Consider the following 20,255-nt stretch of genomic DNA (forward strand, 5'->3'; position numbering starts at 1 on the left):
GGGGCTGTTCCCCGGTTTCGCAGAGAATAACGCAAAAGGATGCCGCTTCCAGTGACGGAGCCGGAACTCTCGACACAGGACACCGGACAGCCGGCCCCGCCGCCCCGGCGGCGGCGCGGGGGCAGGGTGCTGGTTGTTCTGCTGGTGCTGTGCGCGGCGCTGGCCGCGGCGGGCTGGGCGATGGTCGGGCGCAGCGTGTCGGCCCCGCTCTGGGTGCGCGACACGGTCGAGGACCGGCTGGCCGCGGCGCTGCCCGGGTTTCAGGTGTTGTTCGGTGACGTGCAGCTTCGGCTTGATCCGGACGGGGCGACTCGGATCATCCTGCTGGATGTCGATGTGCAGACGTCGGCCGGTGCGCCGGTGGCGGTGCTGTCGGATATCGAGATCGGCCTCGCTCTGCATGATCTGATCCGCCGCAACGTCGTTCTGCGCGATCTGAGTGTCAGCGGAGCCTTCGTCACCCTGACCCGAAACAGGGCGGGCCAGCTGGGACTGGCACTGGGCGATGCTTTTGCGATGGATGGTGCCGCACCCGACGTGCCGACGCTAGTGGCGCAGGTCGATGCGCTGCTGATGGATGACCGTCTGTCGCGGCTTCAGAGCGTCGAGGCCAACGCCCTGACCCTCCGGTTCGAAGACGCCCGCGCGCGGCGCGGCTGGACCGTGGATGGCGGGCGTCTGCTGCTCGAGCGGGAAAACGATCTGCTGCGGCTCTCGGGGGATTTCGCCCTTTTGGGGGGCGGGGCTACGGCCACGCGGCTGCAGCTCAATGCGTCGTCGCAGATCGGAGAAACCGACGTTGCCTTCGGGGTGTCGCTCGATGACATGCCATCACAGGACATCGCCACGCAGGGTCCGGCTCTGGCCTGGTTGGGGGCTTTGCGGGCGCCGATTTCGGGCGCGCTGCGTGCGAACCTGCGGGCCGACGGCACGCTGGGTCAGCTCAACGCGACGCTGCAGATCGACGAAGGCGTTCTGCAGCCCACGCCCGACACGCCGCCGGTCCCGTTCAACGCGGCGCGGAGCTATTTTACCTATGATCCGGACCGCTCGCAGATCAGCTTCAGCGAATTGTCGGTAGACAGCGATCTCGTCCGGGCGGTGGCCGAGGGTCGCGCGACCCTGACCGACCTGCGCGACGGCATCCCCTCTCAGATGCTGGGGCAGGTGCGGTTCTCGCGGCTCGAGGCTGCGCCGGACACCTTGTTCGACGGACCGCTGTCGCTCGACCGCGCCGAAGCGGATTTCCGGCTGCGGCTCGATCCGTTCGAGGTCGATCTGGGCCGCGTCTGGATCGACGACCCGCAAGTGCCTTTGCGCATGACGGGCCGGTTGGGAACCGAAGATGATGCATGGACCTATGCGCTTGACGGCAGTTTCGGCGCGCTGACGCCCGAGGCGCTGCTCCATATCTGGCCCGAGCGTATGGCCCAGCGTACCCGTAAATGGGTTGTCGAGAACATACAGGACGGCGTTCTCACCGGTGGTCAGTTCGCGCTGCGCTCGCAGGACGGGCCACGCCCCATCGTTTATCTGAACGCGGCCTTCGAACAGGCGCGGCTGCGCTATGCCCGCACCCTGCCGGTTGTGCAGGACGGTCGGGGGACGCTGACGCTCAATGCCAACCGGTTTGCCGTGCGTGTGACCGAGGGTCGGATCACGCCGCCTCAGGGCGGCGCGATCGATATCGCCGGCAGCACATTTGTGATTCCCGACACGCGGCAACGACCTGCGGACGGGCAGATCACGCTTGCCGGGGAGGGTCGTATCGAGGCGGTTCTGTCATTCCTAGACAGCCCCCGGATCGAAATCATGCAGAAAGCCCGTCGTCCGGTGGACCTGTTGGAGGGGCGTGTGCGGTTCGATGGCACTCTGAACCTGCCGCTGCGCCGGGGGCTGCGCCTGCCGGACATGGCGCTGAGTCTGCGGGGTCGCGCAACACAGGTCGCCAGCGATCAGATCGTGCCCAATCGCGCGCTGACGGCACGGGCGCTGGATGTCTCGGTGACAAACGAGCAGCTGCGTGTCTCCGGACAGGCAGAGCTGTCCGGCGTTCCGTTCGAGGGATCGTGGACGCTGCCCATCCCCGAGCCGGGCACGCCCGCCACCGGCAGCACGGTCGATGGAACGGTTATCCTGTCGGAAGCCGCAGCGCGAGCCTTTGGCGTGGCGCTGCCCGACGGGACGATCAGCGGTGCGGGCCCGGCCCGTCTGAAGGTCGATCTGCGCCGCGGGGCGCCTCCGGAATTCGAACTGACCTCGCGCCTTGGCGGGATCGGTCTGTCGCTTCCCCCGGTGGGGTGGAGCCTGCCGCGCGGGACGGAAGGCACACTCGAGGTCGCCGGTATTCTGGACCGTCCGGCCCGCATCGACCGGCTGGTTCTGGAAGGGCCGGGGCTGGAGGCGCGCGGCGACGTGCGGCTTAACGACAACGGCACGCTTGCTGCCATCGAACTGGACCGTGTCCGCGTGGGCGGGTGGCTGGATGCGCCGGTCACGCTGACCGGGCGCGGCGCAGGCGTACCTCCTGCGGTGCGGATCAACGGTGGCTCTGTCGATCTGCGGAACGCGCCGTTCGAACGCGGGCGCGGCGGCGGTGCGGGCGGCGCCCCGGTGCCATTGACGCTGGCGCTGGACAGTCTGCAGGTGTCGAACAGCATCCGCCTCACCGGGTTTCGGGGCGATTTGCAGTCAGGCGGCGGCCTGACAGGCAGCTTCACCGCAAGCGTCAACGGGGCCGCCCCGATCTCGGGTGAGGCGCTGGCGCAGGGTGGCGGGACGGCCTTCCGGATCCGTTCGAACGATGCGGGCAAGGTGATCCGCGAGGCCGGTATCCTCAAGACCGTGGCGGGTGGTGACATGACATTGGCACTGGCCCCGGTGCCAGGTCAGCCAGGCAGCTATGACGGTGCGCTCGATGTCGCGAACACGCGGCTGCGCGAAGCGCCCGGAATCGCGTCTTTGCTGGATGCAATCAGTATCGTCGGCCTTCTGGATCAGCTGGAAGGGCCGGGGATTCTGTTCTCCGAGGTCGAGGCGCGGTTCCGGCTGACCCCCGACCGGCTGTACCTGACCCGGTCGAGCGCCACGGGTCCGTCTATGGGTATTTCGATGGATGGAACCTATGATCTTGGCTCCGCTACGCTGGATTTGCAGGGCGTGCTGTCACCGATTTTCTTCCTCAACGGGATCGGCAGTATCTTCACCCGCAAGGGCGAAGGGCTGATCGGGTTCAATTTCAATCTGACGGGTCCGGCCAGCCAGCCCAATGTCAGTGTGAACCCGCTGTCGGCACTGACACCGGGGATGTTCCGCGAGATTTTCCGTAGGCCCGCGCCGGTGCAGGGGGAGTAGGTGGAGGGCTGTGGGATGCTTGACGCAGTCTTCTGATACGGGTCGCGCACGGGCCGTTGGCACGTCCTCCCGCTTTTGTTGCGTGTCAGAGTCCGGTATGGGCTATATTCAAACAGGATCAGCGGATCGACCCCATGAAACTCAGCGATTTCGATTTTGACCTGCCCGAAGACCTGATCGCCACGCGTCCGGCGTCGCCACGCTCGTCTGCCCGGCTGCTGCATGCAGAAGCAGGTGGGATTGCCGACAGGATCGTGAATCAGTTGCCCGATATTCTGCGCCCGACCGATCGGCTCGTGCTGAATGACACCAAGGTGATCCCGGCGCGGCTGTTCGGTGTTCGGCACCGGCACGGCGCGGCAGGGGCCACCGAAGCGAAGATCGAGGTCACCTTGCTCGAACCGCAGGCGAGCGGTCTTTGGGCCGCGCTGGTCAAGCCGTTGAAGAAGCTGAGAGACGGCGAAGAGGTTGTGTTTTCTCGGGACCTTTCAGCGACCCTCGAAGGGCGCAGCGAGGGGCAGGCGCTTCTGCGGTTCAACCTGGCAGGGCAGGATTTCGACGAAGCGCTGGCGCAGGCCGGGGCAATGCCTCTGCCGCCCTATATCGCCGCCAAGCGGCCTGCGGACGAGAAGGACAAGGAGGACTACCAGACGATCTGGGCGCGCAATGCCGGAGCGGTAGCGGCCCCCACCGCGTCGCTGCATTTCGATGAACCGCTGGTGGCCGCTTTACGCGCGCGCGGTGTCGGAATGAGTTTTGTCACGCTGCATGTCGGAGCGGGCACCTTCCTGCCGGTGAAGGTCGAGGACGTGACAACCCATAGGATGCATGCGGAATGGGGGCACGTGTCCGAAGCCGCAGCTGCCGAGATTGCTGCAACCAAGGCGTCCGGCGGGCGCGTGATCCCGGTGGGGACCACCGCGCTGCGGCTGATCGAAAGCGCAGCGCGCGGCGGGTCGATACGTCCTTGGGAGGGCGACACGGACATCTTCATCTATCCGGGGTTTGAATTCCGGGTGGCCGACGGTCTGATGACCAATTTCCACCTGCCGAAATCGACCCTTATGATGCTGGTCTCGGCGCTCATGGGGCAGACGCGGATCAAGGAGATCTACGCCCATGCCATCGAGCACCGCTACCGGTTCTTTTCCTATGGCGACAGTTCACTGTTGATCCCCTGAGACCAACCCGCCTGTCGCCTTTGAGGTGTCGTCAGCGCTTACCCGAGGATTTGCCGCCACGACCCTTGCCCGCCTGACCGGAGCCTGCGCCCTCGTCAAGCTTGCCGCGTGCGTTCCGTACCATGGCGCCGCGCATTTCGTCCTCGCCCGGCGTATCGGCGCTGCGGCTTTGGTTTTCGTCGTGATACTGGCTGAGAACGGTGTCGTCTTCGGTGGCCCACGGGTTTGCGTGGTCGGCCATCGCGGACGCACTGACAAAGCTGACGGCGGCTGCAATCAAGAAAGCGTATTTCATCGGAGTCTACTGCTCGTGTAGGTGTGTCGTGGATTAAACATTCTAAAAATGGAATATCAATATGTCGTTAATATGGCTTTGGAATTCGGGCGATATCCCGCCGACGCAGCCGATTTCTCCGCGCCCGCACCGATCCGGCCCCATGCGAAGCGGGAAAAAAGTCGCGCATGTGGTTGCGGGTGTCGCTGCGCTGATCTAGCGGGGGAGAAACCCGTGGCACACGGGCCGGACTGTCATGAGCCAGAGGATATGACATGCTGACTGTGATCCGAACCTCCTGGCCGCTGCTGCTGGGGATGCTGCTGCTGATGCTGGGCAACGGCTTGCAGGGCTCGCTTCTCGGTGTGCGCGGTTCGATGATCGGGTTTTCGTCCGTCGAAATGTCGCTCGTCATGTCGGCCTATTTCGCGGGTTTCCTGTTTGCCTCGCGGGTGACGCCGAACATGATCCGGCGGGTCGGCCATGTGCGGGTCTTTGCGGCGCTGGGGTCTTTCGTTTCGGCTGCGCTGCTTTTGTTCCCGACCATTCAGGACCCGATTGCATGGATCATCGGACGTGTGGTGATCGGGTTCTGTTTCTGCGGGGTCTACGTGACTGCGGAAAGCTGGCTCAACAACTCGGCCACCAATGAAACGCGCGGGCAGGCGCTGTCGGCCTACATGATCGTGCAGATGCTGGGGATCATCATTGCGCAGGGCTTGCTCGTGGTGCCGGATCCGTCGGGATACCTGCTGTTTGTGATCCCGTCGGTGCTGGTCTCCATCGCCTTTGCCCCGATCCTGCTGTCCATCTCGCCCACACCTGCGTTCGAAAGCACCAAGCGGATGACGCTGGTCGAACTGTTCAACGTATCGCCGCTGGGCTGTGTGGGCATGTTCCTCATGGGCAGCGTCTTTGCCGCGCAGTTCGGTATGGCGGCGGTCTATGCGACCGAAGCCGGGCTGAGCATCGGGCAGATCCCGATCTTCACCGCGGCGTTCTATGTGGGGGCGCTGCTGTTCCAGTATCCGGTGGGGTGGCTGTCGGACCGCTTTGACCGCCGCGTGCTGATCGCACTCTCGGCGCTGATCGCGGGTCTGGCATCCCTGATGGGAATGATCCTCGGGAGCTATTTCTCCGTTCTGGTGGCGGCCGCCTTCCTGATCGGAGGGCTGTCGAACCCGCTCTATTCGCTGCTTATCGCCTATACCAATGACTTCCTCGAGCACGAGGACATGGCCGCCGCGTCGGCCGGATTGCTGTTCGTGAACGGGGTAGGGGCGATCACCGGGCCGCTGATCATCGGTTACGCGATGCAGGTCATGGGGCCGCCGGGATATTTCGTGTTGCTTGCCGTCGTGCTGCTGGCGCTCACCGGGTACGCGGTTTACCGGATGACACAGCGCCCCGCGCCCTCGTCCGAGGACACCAGCGCCTATCAGGGCATGATGCCCACCGCCTCACCGGTGACGGTCGAATATGCGTCGGAATGGGCCGTCGAGACAGCAGAGGCGGCAGAGGCCGAGGCCGAAGCGCAGGCCGACGAGCGCACGGGGAGCGGACCCAATGCCGCGTGACCGGAACGATTGTGGACGCGGTGCATCATGTGTCGGGAGTGACATGAAAAGTGACTGTTTCCCGAATCGTTTCTTGGTTACGCTCCGTAAGTTGTTGGAAGGCCACGCCTAAGATCGGGAGAACGTCATGGTCACGCCTGAAGAAGTTTTGCGTTTCTGGCTCGATGAGATCGGGCCGAGTGGATGGTACAAGGCCGAGGACGCGCTGGATCAGGAGATCCGCGACCGCTTTGAAGACGCATGGAACGGTGCGATGGAAGGCCGCCACGCCCTGTGGCTGACCTATCCCAGCGGCACCCTGGCCTACATCACCCTGATGGACCAGTTTCCGCGCAACATGTTCCGTGGGACGGGCAGGGCGTTTGCCTCGGACCGGTTCGCACTTGCGGCCGCGAAACAGGCGATCGGCAAGAACTGGGACATGAAGATCGACGAACCTGCCCGGCAGTTCTTCTATCTGCCGCTGATGCATTCCGAAAATCTCTGCGATCAGGACCGCTGCGTGCGCCTGATGCTGGAGCGGATGCCGCAGGAAGGAGCCAGCAATCTTCTGCATGCCCGGGCGCATCGCGAAGTGATCCGCAAGTTCGGCCGTTTTCCGTATCGCAACACCGCGCTGGGCCGTCATTCCACGGCGAATGAACTGGATTACGTCAGTGGTGGCGGATACGGCTCGACTGTGGAAGAGTTGAAGAAAGCGGGCTAGGCGCTGCCGGGCCGCGGCTGAGAGCTTTGGCTCCATCCGAGATATTCTGCAAGAAAACCGGACCATGACCACGTTCGAACGATATCTGTCGCTTTGGGTGGCTCTGGCCATGGTCGCGGGCATTGCCATCGGCTCGGCCTTTCCGGCGCTGGTCAATCTCGTGGCGTCGGCAGAAGTGGCGCGGGTGAACCTTGTCGTTGCGGTTCTGATCTGGGCGATGGTGTACCCGATGATGATCGGCGTCGATCCGGGCAGTCTGAAAGACGTGGCGAAACAGCCCAAAGGCCTGATGATTACCCTGGCGGTCAATTGGCTGATCAAGCCGTTTTCGATGGCAGCCCTTGGGGTTCTGTTCTTCGAGGTCGTCTTCGCGGACCTGATCGCGCCCGAAGATGCGCAGCAATACATTGCGGGTTTGATCCTGCTTGGGGCTGCACCCTGTACGGCTATGGTATTTGTCTGGTCGCATCTCACGCGCGGAGATGAGAGTTACACCCTCTTGCAGGTCTCGGTGAACGACGTGGTGATGGTGTTTGCCTTTGCGCCCATCGTCGCTTTCCTGCTGGGTGTGACGGATATTGCGGTGCCCTGGGAGACGCTGGTTTTGTCGGTGATCCTGTTTGTCGCTCTGCCATTGGCTGCCGGGTTGTGGACGCGCGCGCGGCTGGGCAGCGATGACAGGATTGATGCGTTTCGGGACAGGGTGAAACCGTGGTCGATCCTCGGGTTGATTGCGACGGTGGTGATCCTGTTCGGCCTGCAGGGGCAGGTCATTCTGGATCGGCCCCTGGTCATCGCGCTGATCGCGGTGCCCATCCTGATCCAGTCCTACGGCATCTTCGCGCTGGCCTATGCGGCGGCGTTTGTGTTGCGCGTTCCGCACCGGATCGCGGCCCCGTGCGCGTTGATCGGCACATCGAATTTCTTTGAACTGGCGGTCGCTGTGGCCATCAGCCTGTTCGGACTGAACTCGGGCGCAGCCCTGGCGACGGTTGTCGGGGTTCTGGTCGAAGTGCCGGTGATGCTGTCGCTGGTGGCCTTCGCGAACCGGACACGGGCGCGCTTCGACTAGGCGCGCCCGCGTGATGGGGCCGGTTATTTCGACGCTTCGAAAATCTTGTCGATATTGCTGCCAAGGGCGGCGTTGAATTCGTCATCCGATTGCTGCTTCGACAGCCCTTCGGCCAAGGCGCGGGAGAAGCTGGCGATCATCTTGGGGTTCCGGGCGAGCCGTTCACAGGCATCGTCGGTGGTGTAGCCGCCCGAAAGCGCCACGACGCGCAGCACGTTGGGATGATCCGCCAGGTCGACATAAAGCCCGTCCTCGGTCGGGATCGTCAGTTTGAGCATGACCTTCTCATCCTCAGCCAGCGCGTTGAGATGGGTCAGGATTTCCTGCTTCAGGATCGCTTCCGCTTCGGCCTTGGTGGGACTGTTGATGTCAACTTCCGGTTCGATGATCGGGACCATGCCTGCACCGCAGACGGTCTTTGCGACCTCGAACTGCTGATCGACCACAGCCTTGATGCCGGCGGCATTGGCTTCGTGAATGACCGAGCGTTCCTTGGTGCCGAAGACACCCATCGCCTTGGCATCGGCGAGCAGAGCCTCAAGGCCCGGCATCGGCTTCATCACCTGCGCGCCGTTTTCCTTGTCCTCAAGTCCCTTGTCGATCTTGAGGAACGGGACCACGCCACGGTTCTTCCAAAGGTACGTGGGCACTGGCACCCCTTCGACGGTGTCGCGCATGGTGCGCTCAAAGAGGATCGCACCCAGCACCTTGTCCGAGGTGAAATCAGGCGCCGTCATGATCCGGCAGCGCATGTCGTGGATCAGGGCGAACATCTCGGCATCGCCGTCATAGGCGTCTTCCTCGATGCCGTAGAGGCGCAGCGCTTTCGGGGTGGACCCGCCGCTCTGGTCAAGCGCGGCAATGAAGCCTGCGCCGTTTTCGATACGGTCTGCCATTGCGGTGTCGGTCATGTGGAATCCCCAAGCTGGAATGGAACGGTTGAGGTCGTCCTAGATCAGGTGTCGTCAAAAAGATAGAGGCTTACCAGTAGGTTAGCGCTAACCATGCGGCTATGTCGCGCTATTTTCCCCAAGTCTGCGCCGGGGGTGCGCCCTGAGCCATATCCCGTCCTTCGCCCGCACCGTCAGGTGGGCGACCGGGTGCGGTGGTTTCCCGTCGACAGGCATCAATTCGACAGAGCGCAGCATCATCGACAGCAGAAGCGGTCCTTCGGCCATGGCAAACCCTGCGCCGGGGCAGACGCGGGGTCCGGAGCTGAACGGCAGATAGGCATCGCGCGATGACGTTCGGGTGTCCTCGGCCTGCCAGCGGGACGGGTCGAACACATCCGGATCGCGCCAGAGTTTTGTGTGCCGGTGCAGGTGCCACAGACTGAGCACCAGTTGCGCCGCTTTGGGGATGGCGCGCTTGCGAAAGGTTTCAGCCTTCGTGGTTTCCCGCACCATCATCGGCACAGGCGGGTAGAGGCGCAGCGTTTCGCGGAACACGTCGCGGCTGGTGGTCAGGTGTTTGATGCCGTTGGCGCTGTCCAGACCGGTCGCCTCGTCAGCCACGCGACTCTGCCAGTCGGGCGCGGCGGCGCACAGATAAAGCGCCCAGGCCAGCGCGCTGGCGCTGGTTTCGTGCCCGGCGAGGAAAAAGATGGCAACCTGATCGACCATCTCTTCGGGGGAAAAGCACGTCCCGGTTTCCGGGTCCGGGGTGGTCATGATCCGTGTCGCCAGATCGTCGGGCGCGGTGCCACGTTCGATGGCGGCCCTGCGCTGATCGACGAGTTGGGTGATCAGGCCGCGGATGCGTTTTGCGGCGCGTTTGGTCTCGGCGCGGTGAAAGCGCGGCATCCAGCGGGGCAGGGGCACGAAGGCTGCGAGGTTCAGGATCGGCTGACTGCGCTGGTAGGCGCGGAATTCGTGGAACACCTGCGATGCGATGGCGTCTTCGATGGGGATTGAAAACAGCGTGCGGAAAATCACATCGGCGGCCGCGTGGCTGGTGACTTCCTCGATCTCGATGTCTGCGCCGTCCCCGATCCGGTCGAGCACGCGGGCCACCATGGCATGACCGGCCTCCCACATGGCAGGCAGGCTCTGCGCAAGGCGGCCGCGCTCGAAGGCGGGGTCGATGATGCGGCGCTGGTGGTCCCAGACGGGACCGTTGGTCAGAAACACCGACTGCCCCAGAAGCGGTTGCAGCCCTTCGCCAATGCGGTCGGATTTCGGGAAATCGCGGGGGCGGTCGTTCAGGATCGTCTGCACCAGCTCGGGCTCATTGGTGAGGTAGGAGCGGAAGAACGGCGTGCGGAACTCGGCCATCCACGCGCCATAAAGCCGATCCGGCTGCGCCGACAGGATGTCCCGCCGGAAGAGCCTCATATAGCGCCAGAGTGAGACGCGATCGGGCCGGGATTTGGGTTTGGGCGGGATCACGGCGTGACAGAGGTGTATTTTGACACCGGCACGTCGATCCGGCTTTTCGACGGGGGGCGGTTGGCGTAGCGCTGGCCCAGTGTCAAAGGCCCGGCGGTGATCTGGAAATAGTCGTAGTCGAGCGGCTGATCGAAGGCGCAGAGATACTGGAAATGCAGGCGGAAGAACTTCCTGCGCAGGCTCTGCCACAGCTCGGGTGAAAGCGAGCGCGAGAACTGTGCCGAGAACACCAGTGGCCACTGCTTGTCGCGTGTGGCGACACCGGACACGCCCACAGGGTCGCACAGGGCAAAGGAACAGCTGTCGCCGGGGGCGGTCACATCCACCCAGACGATCTCGTCGCGTTGGGACAGGAATTGCAGATCTGCGCGAAGCTGGTGCGCGTCAGGCAGGAAGGACACCATCGGAATGACCTGACCGAGGCTCAGGAAGGACAGGGCCGGTCTGGCCGGACGGTGGGGGTTCGCGCGCAGGATGTCCGCGAGGATGGAGACCGCCAGATGCGCGCCCGAGGAATGGCCGACGACCAGAACCTCGTCATAGTCCTGCAGCAAGGCGGTGGCGATGATGCCCCGGAATTCGTCAAGCCGGGTTTGCAGCGCAGACGGCGTTGCGCCCCTGTGGCTGGCCGAAAACGCATAGTCGTTCATCAGGTAATAGGCATAGATTCTGCGGTCCCGCGATTTGAACCAGCGCAGGATCAGGACGACGATGGCAAAGAACGGCGTCCAATAAAGCAGCGACGCCCCCCATGTCAGAATTGCGCCGCCGCCGAATGCCCAGAGCGCTGCGGCCGAGAAGAGCGTGCTGAGTGCCCACCCCGTCAGATGCGCGACAAGCAGCGCGGCGATCAGTTGCAGGATCAGCACCCCTATCGGATAAAGCGCCGCAATCAGCGGTCCCTTCGGCAGAACCGCAAGGCGCCGCAGTGTTCCGGATGCGACATAGGTCCAGCTCGTGCGCAGGAGCTGCCAGTAGGTGGACGGGATGCTGCCGGACATGCTGTCGCGCACGATGTCGGACCACAGAAGCACCTCGAAATCGACCTGCACGCGCGTGTCGTCGATGAGCGATGAGGCATGCCAGCCATAGGGGCCATCGCTGTCGGCGGCTTCGACATGCAGCGCATAGTCGGAAATCCCAGCCTGTCTCGCGCCCTCGGTGCGGTACAGTTCGCGGTACCGGCGCGCCGGGAAAGGGTCGTATCCGGGGATATAGAACACCTTGCGGCGACGCACTGGATTGGACGGGGCGGACATGGCGGACTGCTCTGGTTTTGCGGGACTGTAGCAAGACAGCTCTGTTGCGCCAATTGTTTGGTGGTTTTGTCCTTGGGTGGGCTATGTCCCAAAGGAACGGGCTTTCGCCTGAACCACCCGATGGAGACCCCATGATCGACATTCTGAACATCCTCGCCGCTCTGCTGACCATCGCGTTCGGAGCTTTTGGGTTTCTGGCGCCCCGTTTCACGGCAGATGCGCTGGACCTTGAGCCCAGGGGATCGACGATGGGTCTGTCGGAAATGCGCGCTTCGGTGGGCGGGCTGTTCGTGATGCTGGGGCTTACGTGCCTCTGGATCGGTGCGCCGATGGCCTATGCCATGATGGGGATCGCCTATGCAGGCGCTGCTGCGGGTCGGGGGCTGTCGCTTGTCCTTGATGGGCCGCCCATGCCCAAGGCATTGATTTATTTCGGAATCGAGGCGGCTCTGGCGGCGTGGCTGATCCTCGCCAATCTTTAGAGGCCGGCCTTCAGGGCATGTCCCAGTAACGGCGCCGCTCCTGCCAGATTTTCTCACCAATCAGGCAATCGGTCGGGTCGCGCGGTGTCGCCTGTGCGGGGATGATCCTGGGCGGCACGGGGCGCGACACCATCTCGAGCACCAGTTTGCGCTGGACGGCTTCGGCGAAATCATCCCAGTCGAAAACCGGAATGACAAAGGCACCGGGGCCGCCGATCACGCAGGTCTCGTAGTAGATGTCGAGCCCGTCCAGATGCCACGCGCTGCCCATGCCCTCCTGCGTCAGCAGCGGCAGGCCGTTGATCGTGATGCCTTTGGCCAACACGGCATCGCGGGCCACGGTGACGGCGCGGCCCTGATTGTTGGGACCGTCGCCCGAGATGTCGATCACGCGGCGCAGCCCGCGGAATGCGTTGGTTTCGATCATCCGCGCGCCAAAGATCAGGGCTTCGGAAATCGAGGTGCGCCGAAGGGCCGGATCGAAGCGCGAGGTCAGGATTTCGGCGAACGCATCGAGGTCGGCGCGAGAGTGAAGCACGCGCCAGTCGATCACCACCTCCTGCGTGCCGGCCCATTCGACATAGCTCATCGCCACGGTTTGCAGCAGGCCCGATTGCAGCGCGGCGAACACCGCGTCCGAGCGCAGCGCTTCGGCGTAGCCGCGTCTCTGGATTTCCAGTTCGCGCTCGGTCATGGAGCGGGACACGTCCACCATCAGTACCAGTTCGAGATCGACTTCCACCTCGACCGCCTGCGTCTGGGCAGGGCGGGGCAAGAGGAGACACAGCAGGGCCAGAAGGGCAAAGAGCGGTTTCATGAAGCGAGGATGCCCAAGCCTTGCCGCTGCGTCCAATCACAAGTTTTGAGGCCATGCAGGTGACAGGATTCGCGGCAGGCCAGCCGCGAGGTGCGGTTTTTGACCGACGGTTGGGCTGTTGTCACAAAAGTTCAGAAAATCCTTCACACTTCGGTAATGCGCGCCGCCTAACCCCCGGGCTGTGATCCGGTGCCCAAGCCGTATCCGGACACGCTGCTGCTCTGAGTTCAGCCGCTCGTCTATGCCACAAGGAGAATACGCATGTCGCGTAAAGACATCATCACCAGCCCCGACTACGGCAACCGCGCCGAGGCGTTCGAGGCTTTTGACGACATTCCGACCAACCCCAATCTGGGCAACACCATCGGTGACGTGATCAACCGCCGCTATGGCCGTCGCGATTTCCTGCGCGGTTCGCTTGCGGTGACCGCCACCACCGCGCTGTTCGGCTCCAGCGCGCTGACCGCGCCGAAATCCGCGATGGCTGCGACCGCTGCCGACAGCCGTTACAGGTTCGATGAACTGCAATGGGGCAACGACGAACGCCACCACATCGCAGAGGGATACGACGCCGACATTCTGGTGCGCTGGGGGATCCGATCACTGCCGACGCACCCGAATTCGACGTGATGAACCAGACCGCCGCCGCGCAGGCCAAGCAGTTCGGCTACAACAACGACTATGTCGGCTTTGCCGAGATCGAACCGGGGCGGGGCATGCTCTGCGTGAACCACGAATACACCAACGAAGAGGTGATGTTCCCCGGCCTGGGCCGTCAGGACAATCAGGACTTCGCGGGCATGACGAAAGATCTGGTCGATATCGAGATGGCCGCGCATGGCGGGTCCGTTTTCGAGATCGTGAAGGGCGACAACGGCAAATGGTCGGTGAACCGCAACAACCCGGCCAACCGCCGTATCACGGCAGACACCCCGATGACCTTTGATGGCCCCGCCGCCGGTCATCCGCGCCTGCGCACCAATGCGGACCCGAACGGCATGACCATTCTGGGGACCATCAACAACTGTGCCGGGGGCATGACGCCCTGGGGCACCTACCTGATGGCCGAGGAAAACTTCCACGGTTATTTCTGGACCGATGCGCTGGACGGCGACGGCAATCCGGACCTGTCCGCGCAGGCCGAGGCTGCGCAGATGAAGCGCTACGGTGTGCCGGGGCGCTGGTACGCGTGGGGCAAATATTACGACCGCTTCAACATCGACAAAGAGCCGAATGAGCCGAACCGCTTCGGCTATATCGTCGAAGTCGATCCGATGAACCCGAACGCGACACCGATCAAGCATACCGCGCTGGGCCGGTTCCGCCACGAAGGGGTCGAGACAACCATCGCGTCCGATGGTCGTTTAGTCATCTATTCCGGCGACGACAACCGCTTCGACTATCAATACAAATGGGTGTCCGCAGACCCCGTCACCGAAGAGAACAGCTATTTCGGATCGCCTCTGCTGTCCGAAGGCACGCTCTACGTGGCGCGGTTCAACGAGGACGGCACCGTTGACTGGCTGCCGCTGGTGCATGGTGAAGGCCCGCTGACGGCGGAAAACGGATTTGAAAGCCAGGCAGATATCGCCATCGACACCCGTCTGGCCGCCGACGCGCTGGGCGCCACGCCGATGGACCGCCCGGAAGATGCGCAGCCCGGTCCGAATGGCACCGCGTATATGATGCTCACCAACAATTCGCGCAGAAAGGCGGATCAGGTGGACGCCGCCAATCCGCGCCCCGAATCGAATTTCGGCCACATCATCGAGATCCGGGAGGACGGTGAGAACCACTCGGCCACCAAGGGAACGTGGTCGATTGTGGTGCTCTGCGGCGATCCGGCGATCGAAGAGGTCGGCGCGATGTGGAACCCGAAAACCAGTGAAAACGGCTGGTTCGGCAGCCCTGACAATTGTGCTTTCGACAATGAGGGGCGTCTGTGGATCTCAACCGATCAGGGTGGCGGCTGGGGCCGGACGGGCAAGTCCGACGGCCTGTATGCGCTTGAGACCGAGGGCGATCTGCGTGGTCATTCCAAGCTGTTCTTCCGCTGCCCTGTCGGTGGTGAACTCTGTGGACCGTATTTCGCCGATGACAGCCGCACGCTGTTTCTGGCGGTTCAGCATCCGGGTACGGATGGAACCAAGGATTTCAAAGGCTTCGAACGCAATTCGACCTTTGAAGACCCGGCGACCCGCTGGCCTGATTTCGATCCCGCGATGCCGCCACGCCCGTCCGTTGTGGTGGTCACGAAGGCAGACGGCGGCGTGATTGCCGTTTGATCTTCGACAGCACAAGAAACGGCCCCGGAGCACGCTTCGGGGCCTTTTCTGTGTTCTGATTTCAGTGAGGGTCAGAGCCGTTCAGACCGGCTCTGAGAAAACTGTCAGCTCTTCATCGGGCAGGTGCTGATCCCGAGGATTGAATACAGCGGGCAGATGCCGATCACGCCGGTGGCCAGCGGAACGATGCCGATCAGGCCCCACATGGTCTGCGGTCCGATGAAGACGAGTGAGAGCAGGACAAGACCGACAATCACACGCAGCACTCGGTCGATGGTTCCTTCGTTCTTGGTCATGGTGGGTCTCCTTTTCATGTCCATTGAGAGGAGATTACCAAAGAGTCGTGCCCGGACGCGGTGACAGAGTCACCGGGTATCTGCGGCAATCTGTTCCAAGGCGCGTTTGTCCTTGATTGCAATGCCGTCGGGCAGTTGTTCGACCACGCCGTTCTGCGCAAACACCGCCAGACGCCGGGTGACATAGGCGCGGCCCGAGGCTGTTTCGGCCGCCAGCGCAGAGTGGGTGGCATGGACGGTGCCATCCGGATCGGCGAGCCGCAGAAGAGCTTTGGCCAGCCGGGCATCAAATGCCGTGAGAGCGACGTCTTCGACCAGTTGCTGGTATTCGGAAAAGCGCAGGGCGACCGAACTCAGCACTTTCTGCCGGAAATCCGGATCCACCTCGAGCTGGTGTCGGAACTGCGAGGCCGGGATCAGCGTGCCTTCGATATCCGCCTCGACCGTGCCCTCGGCCCCATAGGTGTGCCCGTCCACAAGGCAGGAGAACGTCTGCAGGCAAACCTCTCCGGGCCGCACCCGGTAGAGAACCACTTCGCGACCCGACGCGCCGGTGAGCGTGACGCGGATCGAACCTTTGGTCAGGTCAAGAAAGCCGGGGCAGTCCTGCCCGGGTTGGAAAAGGGTCTGGCCCTGTTTGGCCGAGAAGGGACGGGTCTGAGGCACGGGAATCCTCTTTTTGCGACCGGCAAAGCTCACACCAGCCGCGCCCCGGATGCAAGAGGCGGTGCGGCTTTAAGCATGTGTTCACATGCTGTTTTGCGACGGCCCGTGTCATCTGCTCTGTGCTAGGGTGCAGTTGCCGCGAACCGAATCTGCGGCCTGTCGCAGCGCAGGCTGGACATGGCGACAGGAATTCTGGCTGCGAAGGAGAGCACCATGGATCACGAGGAAATCGAGAGCAAGGTTGCGGCGCATTATGGCCCCTCGGACCTGACGAACCGTCTTCTTGATAAGCTCGGGCTTTCGGATGCCGCGCCGGGCACGGTTCCGGTCGAGGCGCTTTTCCCGGTAGACCAGCTGCATCACGGGGGTGTGCGGCTGACCGAGAACATGGCAGCGGTTGCCAGGGTGCAGCCGGGGGCTTCGGTTCTGGACGCAGGCAGCGGCATCGGCGGGTCGTCCCGCTGGCTCGCGCATCACTTCAGGTGTGGTGTGGAAGCCATTGATTTAAGTGAGGAGTTCGTAAAATCCGCCTCCGATCTCGATGTTCTCGTCGGGTTGGCTGACCGGATTTCACATCGCGTCGGATCAGTCACGAGCCTGCCTTATGACGACGGGGTTTTCGATCTGGTCTGGAGCCAGAACGTCACGATGAATGTGCCGGATAAAGCCGCCATGTTCGCCGAGGCGTTCCGTGTGCTGCGCCCGGGCGGTGTTATTGTCGTGACCCATCTTGGCGAAAGCGGAACCGCGCCGATCGACTATCCGTTGCCCTGGGCGATGACGGCCGAGACCAGCTTTGCCCTGTCGCCCGATGCATTCCTGCGTGCGCTGGTCGAGGCCGGGTTTTCGGATGTCGCCGACCACAGCAAAAGTGTGCCGCCTCTGCCGCCGCCAAGTGGTCCACCGCCAAAGGATACTCCGGCCATGGGCAGCCGGATGGATGAGAGGCAGAGGAACACGACTTCAGCCGTCGCAGATGGTCGGCTGGTGTCCATGTTGGTGACGGCGGTCCGGAGCTAAGCCGGGTCAGGGCAGGCCGACAACCTCGCCTTCGCGGATCACGGCGGGGTCGTAGGCCTTGCGGGCAAAGACCTCGCGCACCATCGGTTCAAAGTGTTCGAGCGGTTTCATCGGGTAGTCGGGGTCAAACGACGACTGGTCCCAGCGTTCGCAGAAATCGGCGCAGGACTGGAAGCAGGGGTGATCCTTGAACCGGTCCCGCGCGTTGCGATCCCAGCCATAGTGGTGGCCATAATACAGCATCTGGAAGATGCCGTGATGTTCGACGACCCACGCGACCTCCCAGCGGACGAAGGGGCGGATGACTTCGGCAGAGAACCGGTCGTGGTTCTGCGGGGCCAGCCCGTCGCCCACATCGTGCAGCAGGGCACCCACGATCCAGTCGAGATCCGCGCCGTCGTTTTCCGCGCGGGTGGCGGATTGCAGGCCGTGTTGCAGACGGGTGATGCGGTAGCCTTCGAGGGTGGTTTCGCCCTGCCGACGAAGTTCGTCAAGGACGCGATCGGGGGTCAGGGCCAGATAGGGTTTTTCCAGCTTTTCCAGAAGCTCGTAGTCTTCCTTGGTGCCGTCCTTCATCTGGGTGAAGGACACGGTCTGTGTGTCGGTCATCGGCTTGATCCTTCTGCTGATCGCATCATGCGTCAGCTTGCGCGATTGCGCCAGATGCCCCTTGAATTCGCGCCGCGAAACCCCGATATTCGGGATGTTCCTTCGGGGACTATGGACATAAACGCGCGTTCAATAAGCGGCTCGGACCCGGGGGCGGTACCCGGCGGCTCCACCAAAAACCTGTCATTTGCAGGATCATGGGGCCGAAACAGGATCGACGAACGTCTAAACACGTTAGCTTTGTCCCGGTTAGATACCACCGTTATCGGTTCAAACAGTATAGTTGCAAATGACAACCATGCTCCGGTGGCAATGGCTGCGTAAGCAGTCGGATCTACCGATCTTTAAGCCCTGACGCCTAGCCGCGTCAGGCGGGGTTCGCAGGCACCTGGCAACAGAAGCCTGCATTTTCAATTCATTATGATCCGATCTTCATTTAGCGTGTGAAGTCCGTGATGACGGCGGTTCCCGGTGGAGTCGGTCCGCGCATCGCTGCGAGTTCGGCGCTGGCCCCCGACAGAGTGACTTCGCGTGACACCATCGGGCGGATGTCCACCTGTCCGCGTTCGATCATGTCGAACAGCGTCGGGTATTTCCAGGCAGGCATCCCGCGCGTCCCGAAAAAGGACAGCTGTTTGCCGTAGATGCCGCGCATGTTGACGGTCATCATGCCGGTTTCGCCTGCGGGCATGCCGACCTGAACATGCCGCCCGAGGATGCGCAGGCAATCGATGGAGGCGTTTGTGGTGACCTCGATTCCGAGGGCTTCAATCGACACATGGGCACCGCCGCCGGTGATGTCATGGATTGCGCTGGCGACGTCTTCCTTGGTTGCGTTCACCGCCGCATCGGCGCCGAGGCTTTTCGCGTGTTCGAGCTTTTCATCCACCACGTCGACCACCACGACCTGCGCGCCCAGCATCTTGGCCAAGAGCATTGCCGAAAGACCGATGCCGCCGGTGCCATGCACCGCGACCCACTCCCCGGCGCGGACATTGGCGCGGTCGGTCAGGGCGTGCCAGGCGGTTGTGACGCGGCAGCCCAGACCGGCGGCCAGCGCGGGGGACATGCTTTCGGGCAGGGGGACGAGGTTGTGATCGAACGGCACGGCCACCAGTTCGGCATAGGCGCCCGGTATGCCGAAGCCGGGCACGATCTGGCTTGCGCAGGTGTTCGACACGCCGGTGTGGCAAGCCGGGCAGGACCCGCAGGACAGGATGAAGGGCGCGATGACGCGCTCGCCCACCTTGTGTTTCGCCAGAGGTCCGGCCTCGACCACAGTGCCGCAATACTCATGGCCCAGAATGTCGCCCGGTTTCACCTTGGGGTGTTCGCCCGTCCAACCGTGGAAGTCTGAGCGGCAGACGCCGCAGGCCGCCACTTCCAGAACGACGCCGTTCTCGGGGCAGGCCGGATCGGCCACGGTTTCGATGGACAGATCTTCGTTGAACGCCCGGATCACGGCTGCGCGCATGGTGGTCTCCTCCCTCTTTGGGACGCATATGAATTCGGCATCGCGTGAAGATCAAAGAAAAAATCCCGCGGGAAGATCCGGCGATCACGCGTCTTTTCCTTGACCTCGCGGGGTTTGGCGGGGTCACTTGAGCCGATGATGTGGCGAAGTCTTCTTGTTTGTCTGTGCCTTGCGCAGCCTGCCCAAGCCTGCCGGACGGCGCTGATTCTGGCGATGGACGTGTCGCAATCCGTTGATCCGGGCGAGTACCGTTTGCAGATCGACGGGCTGGCTGCCGCTCTGCGCGATCCCGAGATTGCAGAAATCCTTGTGCGCGATCAGGTGGCGCTGAGTGTGATCCAGTGGTCGGGGGTCGATGCGCAGGAAGTCAGCCTTGATTGGACCCAGATGCTCAGCCCCAGTCATGTGCAGCTTTTTGCGAATGCCGTTCAGCGCCTGCCGCGCGCGTTCGTCATGTCAAACACCGCCCCGGCCGAGGCGATGAGCCACGCTCTCAAGCATTTTGAGCGTGGACCGGACTGCGCGCGGCGGGTTATCGATATGTCGGGTGACGGTACTCCGAACGCAGGGGGCGAGGTGAGTCGCCTGCGCCGGAATGCAGAACGCTCGGGCGTGACGGTGAATGGGCTGGCGATCGAGGGGCTGGGCCGGGCGATCACCAACTTCTATCTGCGCAATGTCATCACTGCGGATGGATTCGTTGAAACGGCGCGCGGTCACCGCGATTATGCCCGCGCGATCCGCCGCAAAATCCTACGTGAAATCAGTTCGGTCTTTGGCTGACGGAATTCCGCGC

Annotated in this window: 17 protein-coding genes, 1 other RNA gene and 1 pseudogene; 10 read left to right on the forward strand and 9 right to left on the reverse strand. The window is 63.0% G+C overall.

Features of this window, described 5'->3' with window-relative positions:
• Positions 1-39 precede the first annotated feature (39 nt).
• Both MGEO_RS09190 and queA read left to right on the forward strand, forming a co-directional pair.
• Positions 40-3,354 (forward strand): YhdP family protein, encoded by a 3,315-nt coding sequence (locus tag MGEO_RS09190; protein WP_085636422.1) that lies wholly within the window; start codon positions 40-42, stop codon positions 3,352-3,354.
• A gap of 134 nt (positions 3,355-3,488) precedes the next feature.
• Positions 3,489-4,535: a tRNA preQ1(34) S-adenosylmethionine ribosyltransferase-isomerase QueA gene (queA, locus tag MGEO_RS09195; protein WP_085636423.1), complete on the forward strand. Its 1,047-nt coding sequence runs from the start codon at positions 3,489-3,491 to the stop codon at positions 4,533-4,535.
• Between the two features lie 31 nt (positions 4,536-4,566).
• Here the strand turns inward: queA and MGEO_RS09200 are convergent, their stop codons facing one another.
• Positions 4,567-4,830: a hypothetical protein gene (locus MGEO_RS09200; protein WP_085636424.1), complete on the reverse strand. Its 264-nt coding sequence runs from the start codon at positions 4,828-4,830 to the stop codon at positions 4,567-4,569.
• Between the two features lie 254 nt (positions 4,831-5,084).
• Between MGEO_RS09200 and MGEO_RS09205 the strand changes: the two genes are divergently transcribed.
• The 3 genes from MGEO_RS09205 to arsB all read left to right on the forward strand — a co-directional run bounded on the left by MGEO_RS09205 (position 5,085) and on the right by arsB (position 8,164).
• Positions 5,085-6,386: an MFS transporter gene (locus MGEO_RS09205; protein ID WP_085636425.1), complete on the forward strand. Its 1,302-nt coding sequence runs from the start codon at positions 5,085-5,087 to the stop codon at positions 6,384-6,386.
• A gap of 127 nt (positions 6,387-6,513) precedes the next feature.
• Positions 6,514-7,092 (forward strand): DUF924 family protein, encoded by a 579-nt coding sequence (locus tag MGEO_RS09210; RefSeq protein ID WP_085636426.1) that lies wholly within the window; start codon positions 6,514-6,516, stop codon positions 7,090-7,092.
• 64 nt (positions 7,093-7,156) lie between these two features.
• Positions 7,157-8,164: an ACR3 family arsenite efflux transporter gene (gene arsB, locus MGEO_RS09215; protein ID WP_085636427.1), complete on the forward strand. Its 1,008-nt coding sequence runs from the start codon at positions 7,157-7,159 to the stop codon at positions 8,162-8,164.
• A gap of 23 nt (positions 8,165-8,187) precedes the next feature.
• Here the strand turns inward: arsB and MGEO_RS09220 are convergent, their stop codons facing one another.
• The 3 genes from MGEO_RS09220 to MGEO_RS09230 all read right to left on the reverse strand — a co-directional run bounded on the left by MGEO_RS09220 (position 8,188) and on the right by MGEO_RS09230 (position 11,810).
• Positions 8,188-9,075, reverse strand: coding sequence for a fructose bisphosphate aldolase (locus MGEO_RS09220; RefSeq protein WP_085636428.1), 888 nt, complete (start codon positions 9,073-9,075; stop codon positions 8,188-8,190).
• Positions 9,076-9,174: 99 nt separating this feature from the next.
• On the reverse strand, positions 9,175-10,551 hold the full coding sequence (locus tag MGEO_RS09225; RefSeq protein ID WP_085636429.1) for a cytochrome P450: 1,377 nt from the start codon (positions 10,549-10,551) through the stop codon (positions 9,175-9,177).
• On the reverse strand, positions 10,548-11,810 hold the full coding sequence (locus tag MGEO_RS09230) for a hypothetical protein (RefSeq protein WP_085636430.1): 1,263 nt from the start codon (positions 11,808-11,810) through the stop codon (positions 10,548-10,550). Before MGEO_RS09230 ends, MGEO_RS09225 begins: the two co-directional genes overlap by 4 nt.
• 131 nt (positions 11,811-11,941) lie before the next feature.
• Between MGEO_RS09230 and MGEO_RS09235 the strand changes: the two genes are divergently transcribed.
• A complete protein-coding gene (locus MGEO_RS09235; protein WP_085636431.1) occupies positions 11,942-12,292 on the forward strand; it encodes a DUF4345 family protein in 351 nt (116 codons plus the stop codon).
• Positions 12,293-12,302: 10 nt separating this feature from the next.
• Here the strand turns inward: MGEO_RS09235 and MGEO_RS09240 are convergent, their stop codons facing one another.
• Positions 12,303-13,109, reverse strand: coding sequence for a DUF1194 domain-containing protein (locus tag MGEO_RS09240; RefSeq protein WP_085636432.1), 807 nt, complete (start codon positions 13,107-13,109; stop codon positions 12,303-12,305).
• 261 nt (positions 13,110-13,370) lie between these two features.
• On the opposite strand from MGEO_RS09240, the pseudogene MGEO_RS09245 reads away from it, so the two are divergent.
• Positions 13,371-15,394, forward strand: a pseudogene (locus MGEO_RS09245) (PhoX family protein).
• 104 nt (positions 15,395-15,498) lie between these two features.
• On the opposite strand, the gene MGEO_RS09250 reads toward MGEO_RS09245, so the two are convergent.
• On the reverse strand, positions 15,499-15,690 hold the full coding sequence (locus MGEO_RS09250) for a YgaP family membrane protein (RefSeq protein ID WP_085636433.1): 192 nt from the start codon (positions 15,688-15,690) through the stop codon (positions 15,499-15,501).
• 69 nt (positions 15,691-15,759) lie between these two features.
• Entirely contained in the window at positions 15,760-16,356 is a 597-nt protein-coding gene (locus MGEO_RS09255) for a Crp/Fnr family transcriptional regulator (protein WP_085636434.1), read from the reverse strand.
• A 177-nt stretch (positions 16,357-16,533) separates the two neighbouring features.
• On the opposite strand from MGEO_RS09255, the gene MGEO_RS09260 reads away from it, so the two are divergent.
• Positions 16,534-17,376, forward strand: coding sequence for a class I SAM-dependent methyltransferase (locus MGEO_RS09260; RefSeq protein ID WP_085636435.1), 843 nt, complete (start codon positions 16,534-16,536; stop codon positions 17,374-17,376).
• 6 nt (positions 17,377-17,382) lie between these two features.
• Here the strand turns inward: MGEO_RS09260 and MGEO_RS09265 are convergent, their stop codons facing one another.
• On the reverse strand, positions 17,383-17,985 hold the full coding sequence (locus MGEO_RS09265; RefSeq protein WP_233139789.1) for an HD domain-containing protein: 603 nt from the start codon (positions 17,983-17,985) through the stop codon (positions 17,383-17,385).
• A gap of 57 nt (positions 17,986-18,042) precedes the next feature.
• Between MGEO_RS09265 and ssrA the strand changes: the two genes are divergently transcribed.
• Positions 18,043-18,394, forward strand: a transfer-messenger RNA (tmRNA) gene (ssrA, locus tag MGEO_RS09270).
• 27 nt (positions 18,395-18,421) lie between these two features.
• Here the strand turns inward: ssrA and MGEO_RS09275 are convergent.
• The gene (locus MGEO_RS09275; protein WP_085636436.1) at positions 18,422-19,459 is read right to left on the reverse strand and encodes a zinc-dependent alcohol dehydrogenase family protein; all 1,038 of its coding nucleotides are present in this window, start codon (positions 19,457-19,459) and stop codon (positions 18,422-18,424) included.
• Between the two features lie 138 nt (positions 19,460-19,597).
• On the opposite strand from MGEO_RS09275, the gene MGEO_RS09280 reads away from it, so the two are divergent.
• Positions 19,598-20,242, forward strand: coding sequence for a DUF1194 domain-containing protein (locus tag MGEO_RS09280; protein WP_085636484.1), 645 nt, complete (start codon positions 19,598-19,600; stop codon positions 20,240-20,242).
• Positions 20,243-20,255: the final 13 nt, after the last annotated feature.

The sequence above is a fragment of the Marivita geojedonensis genome, from assembly GCF_002115805.1.
Lineage (GTDB): Bacteria > Pseudomonadota > Alphaproteobacteria > Rhodobacterales > Rhodobacteraceae > Marivita > Marivita geojedonensis.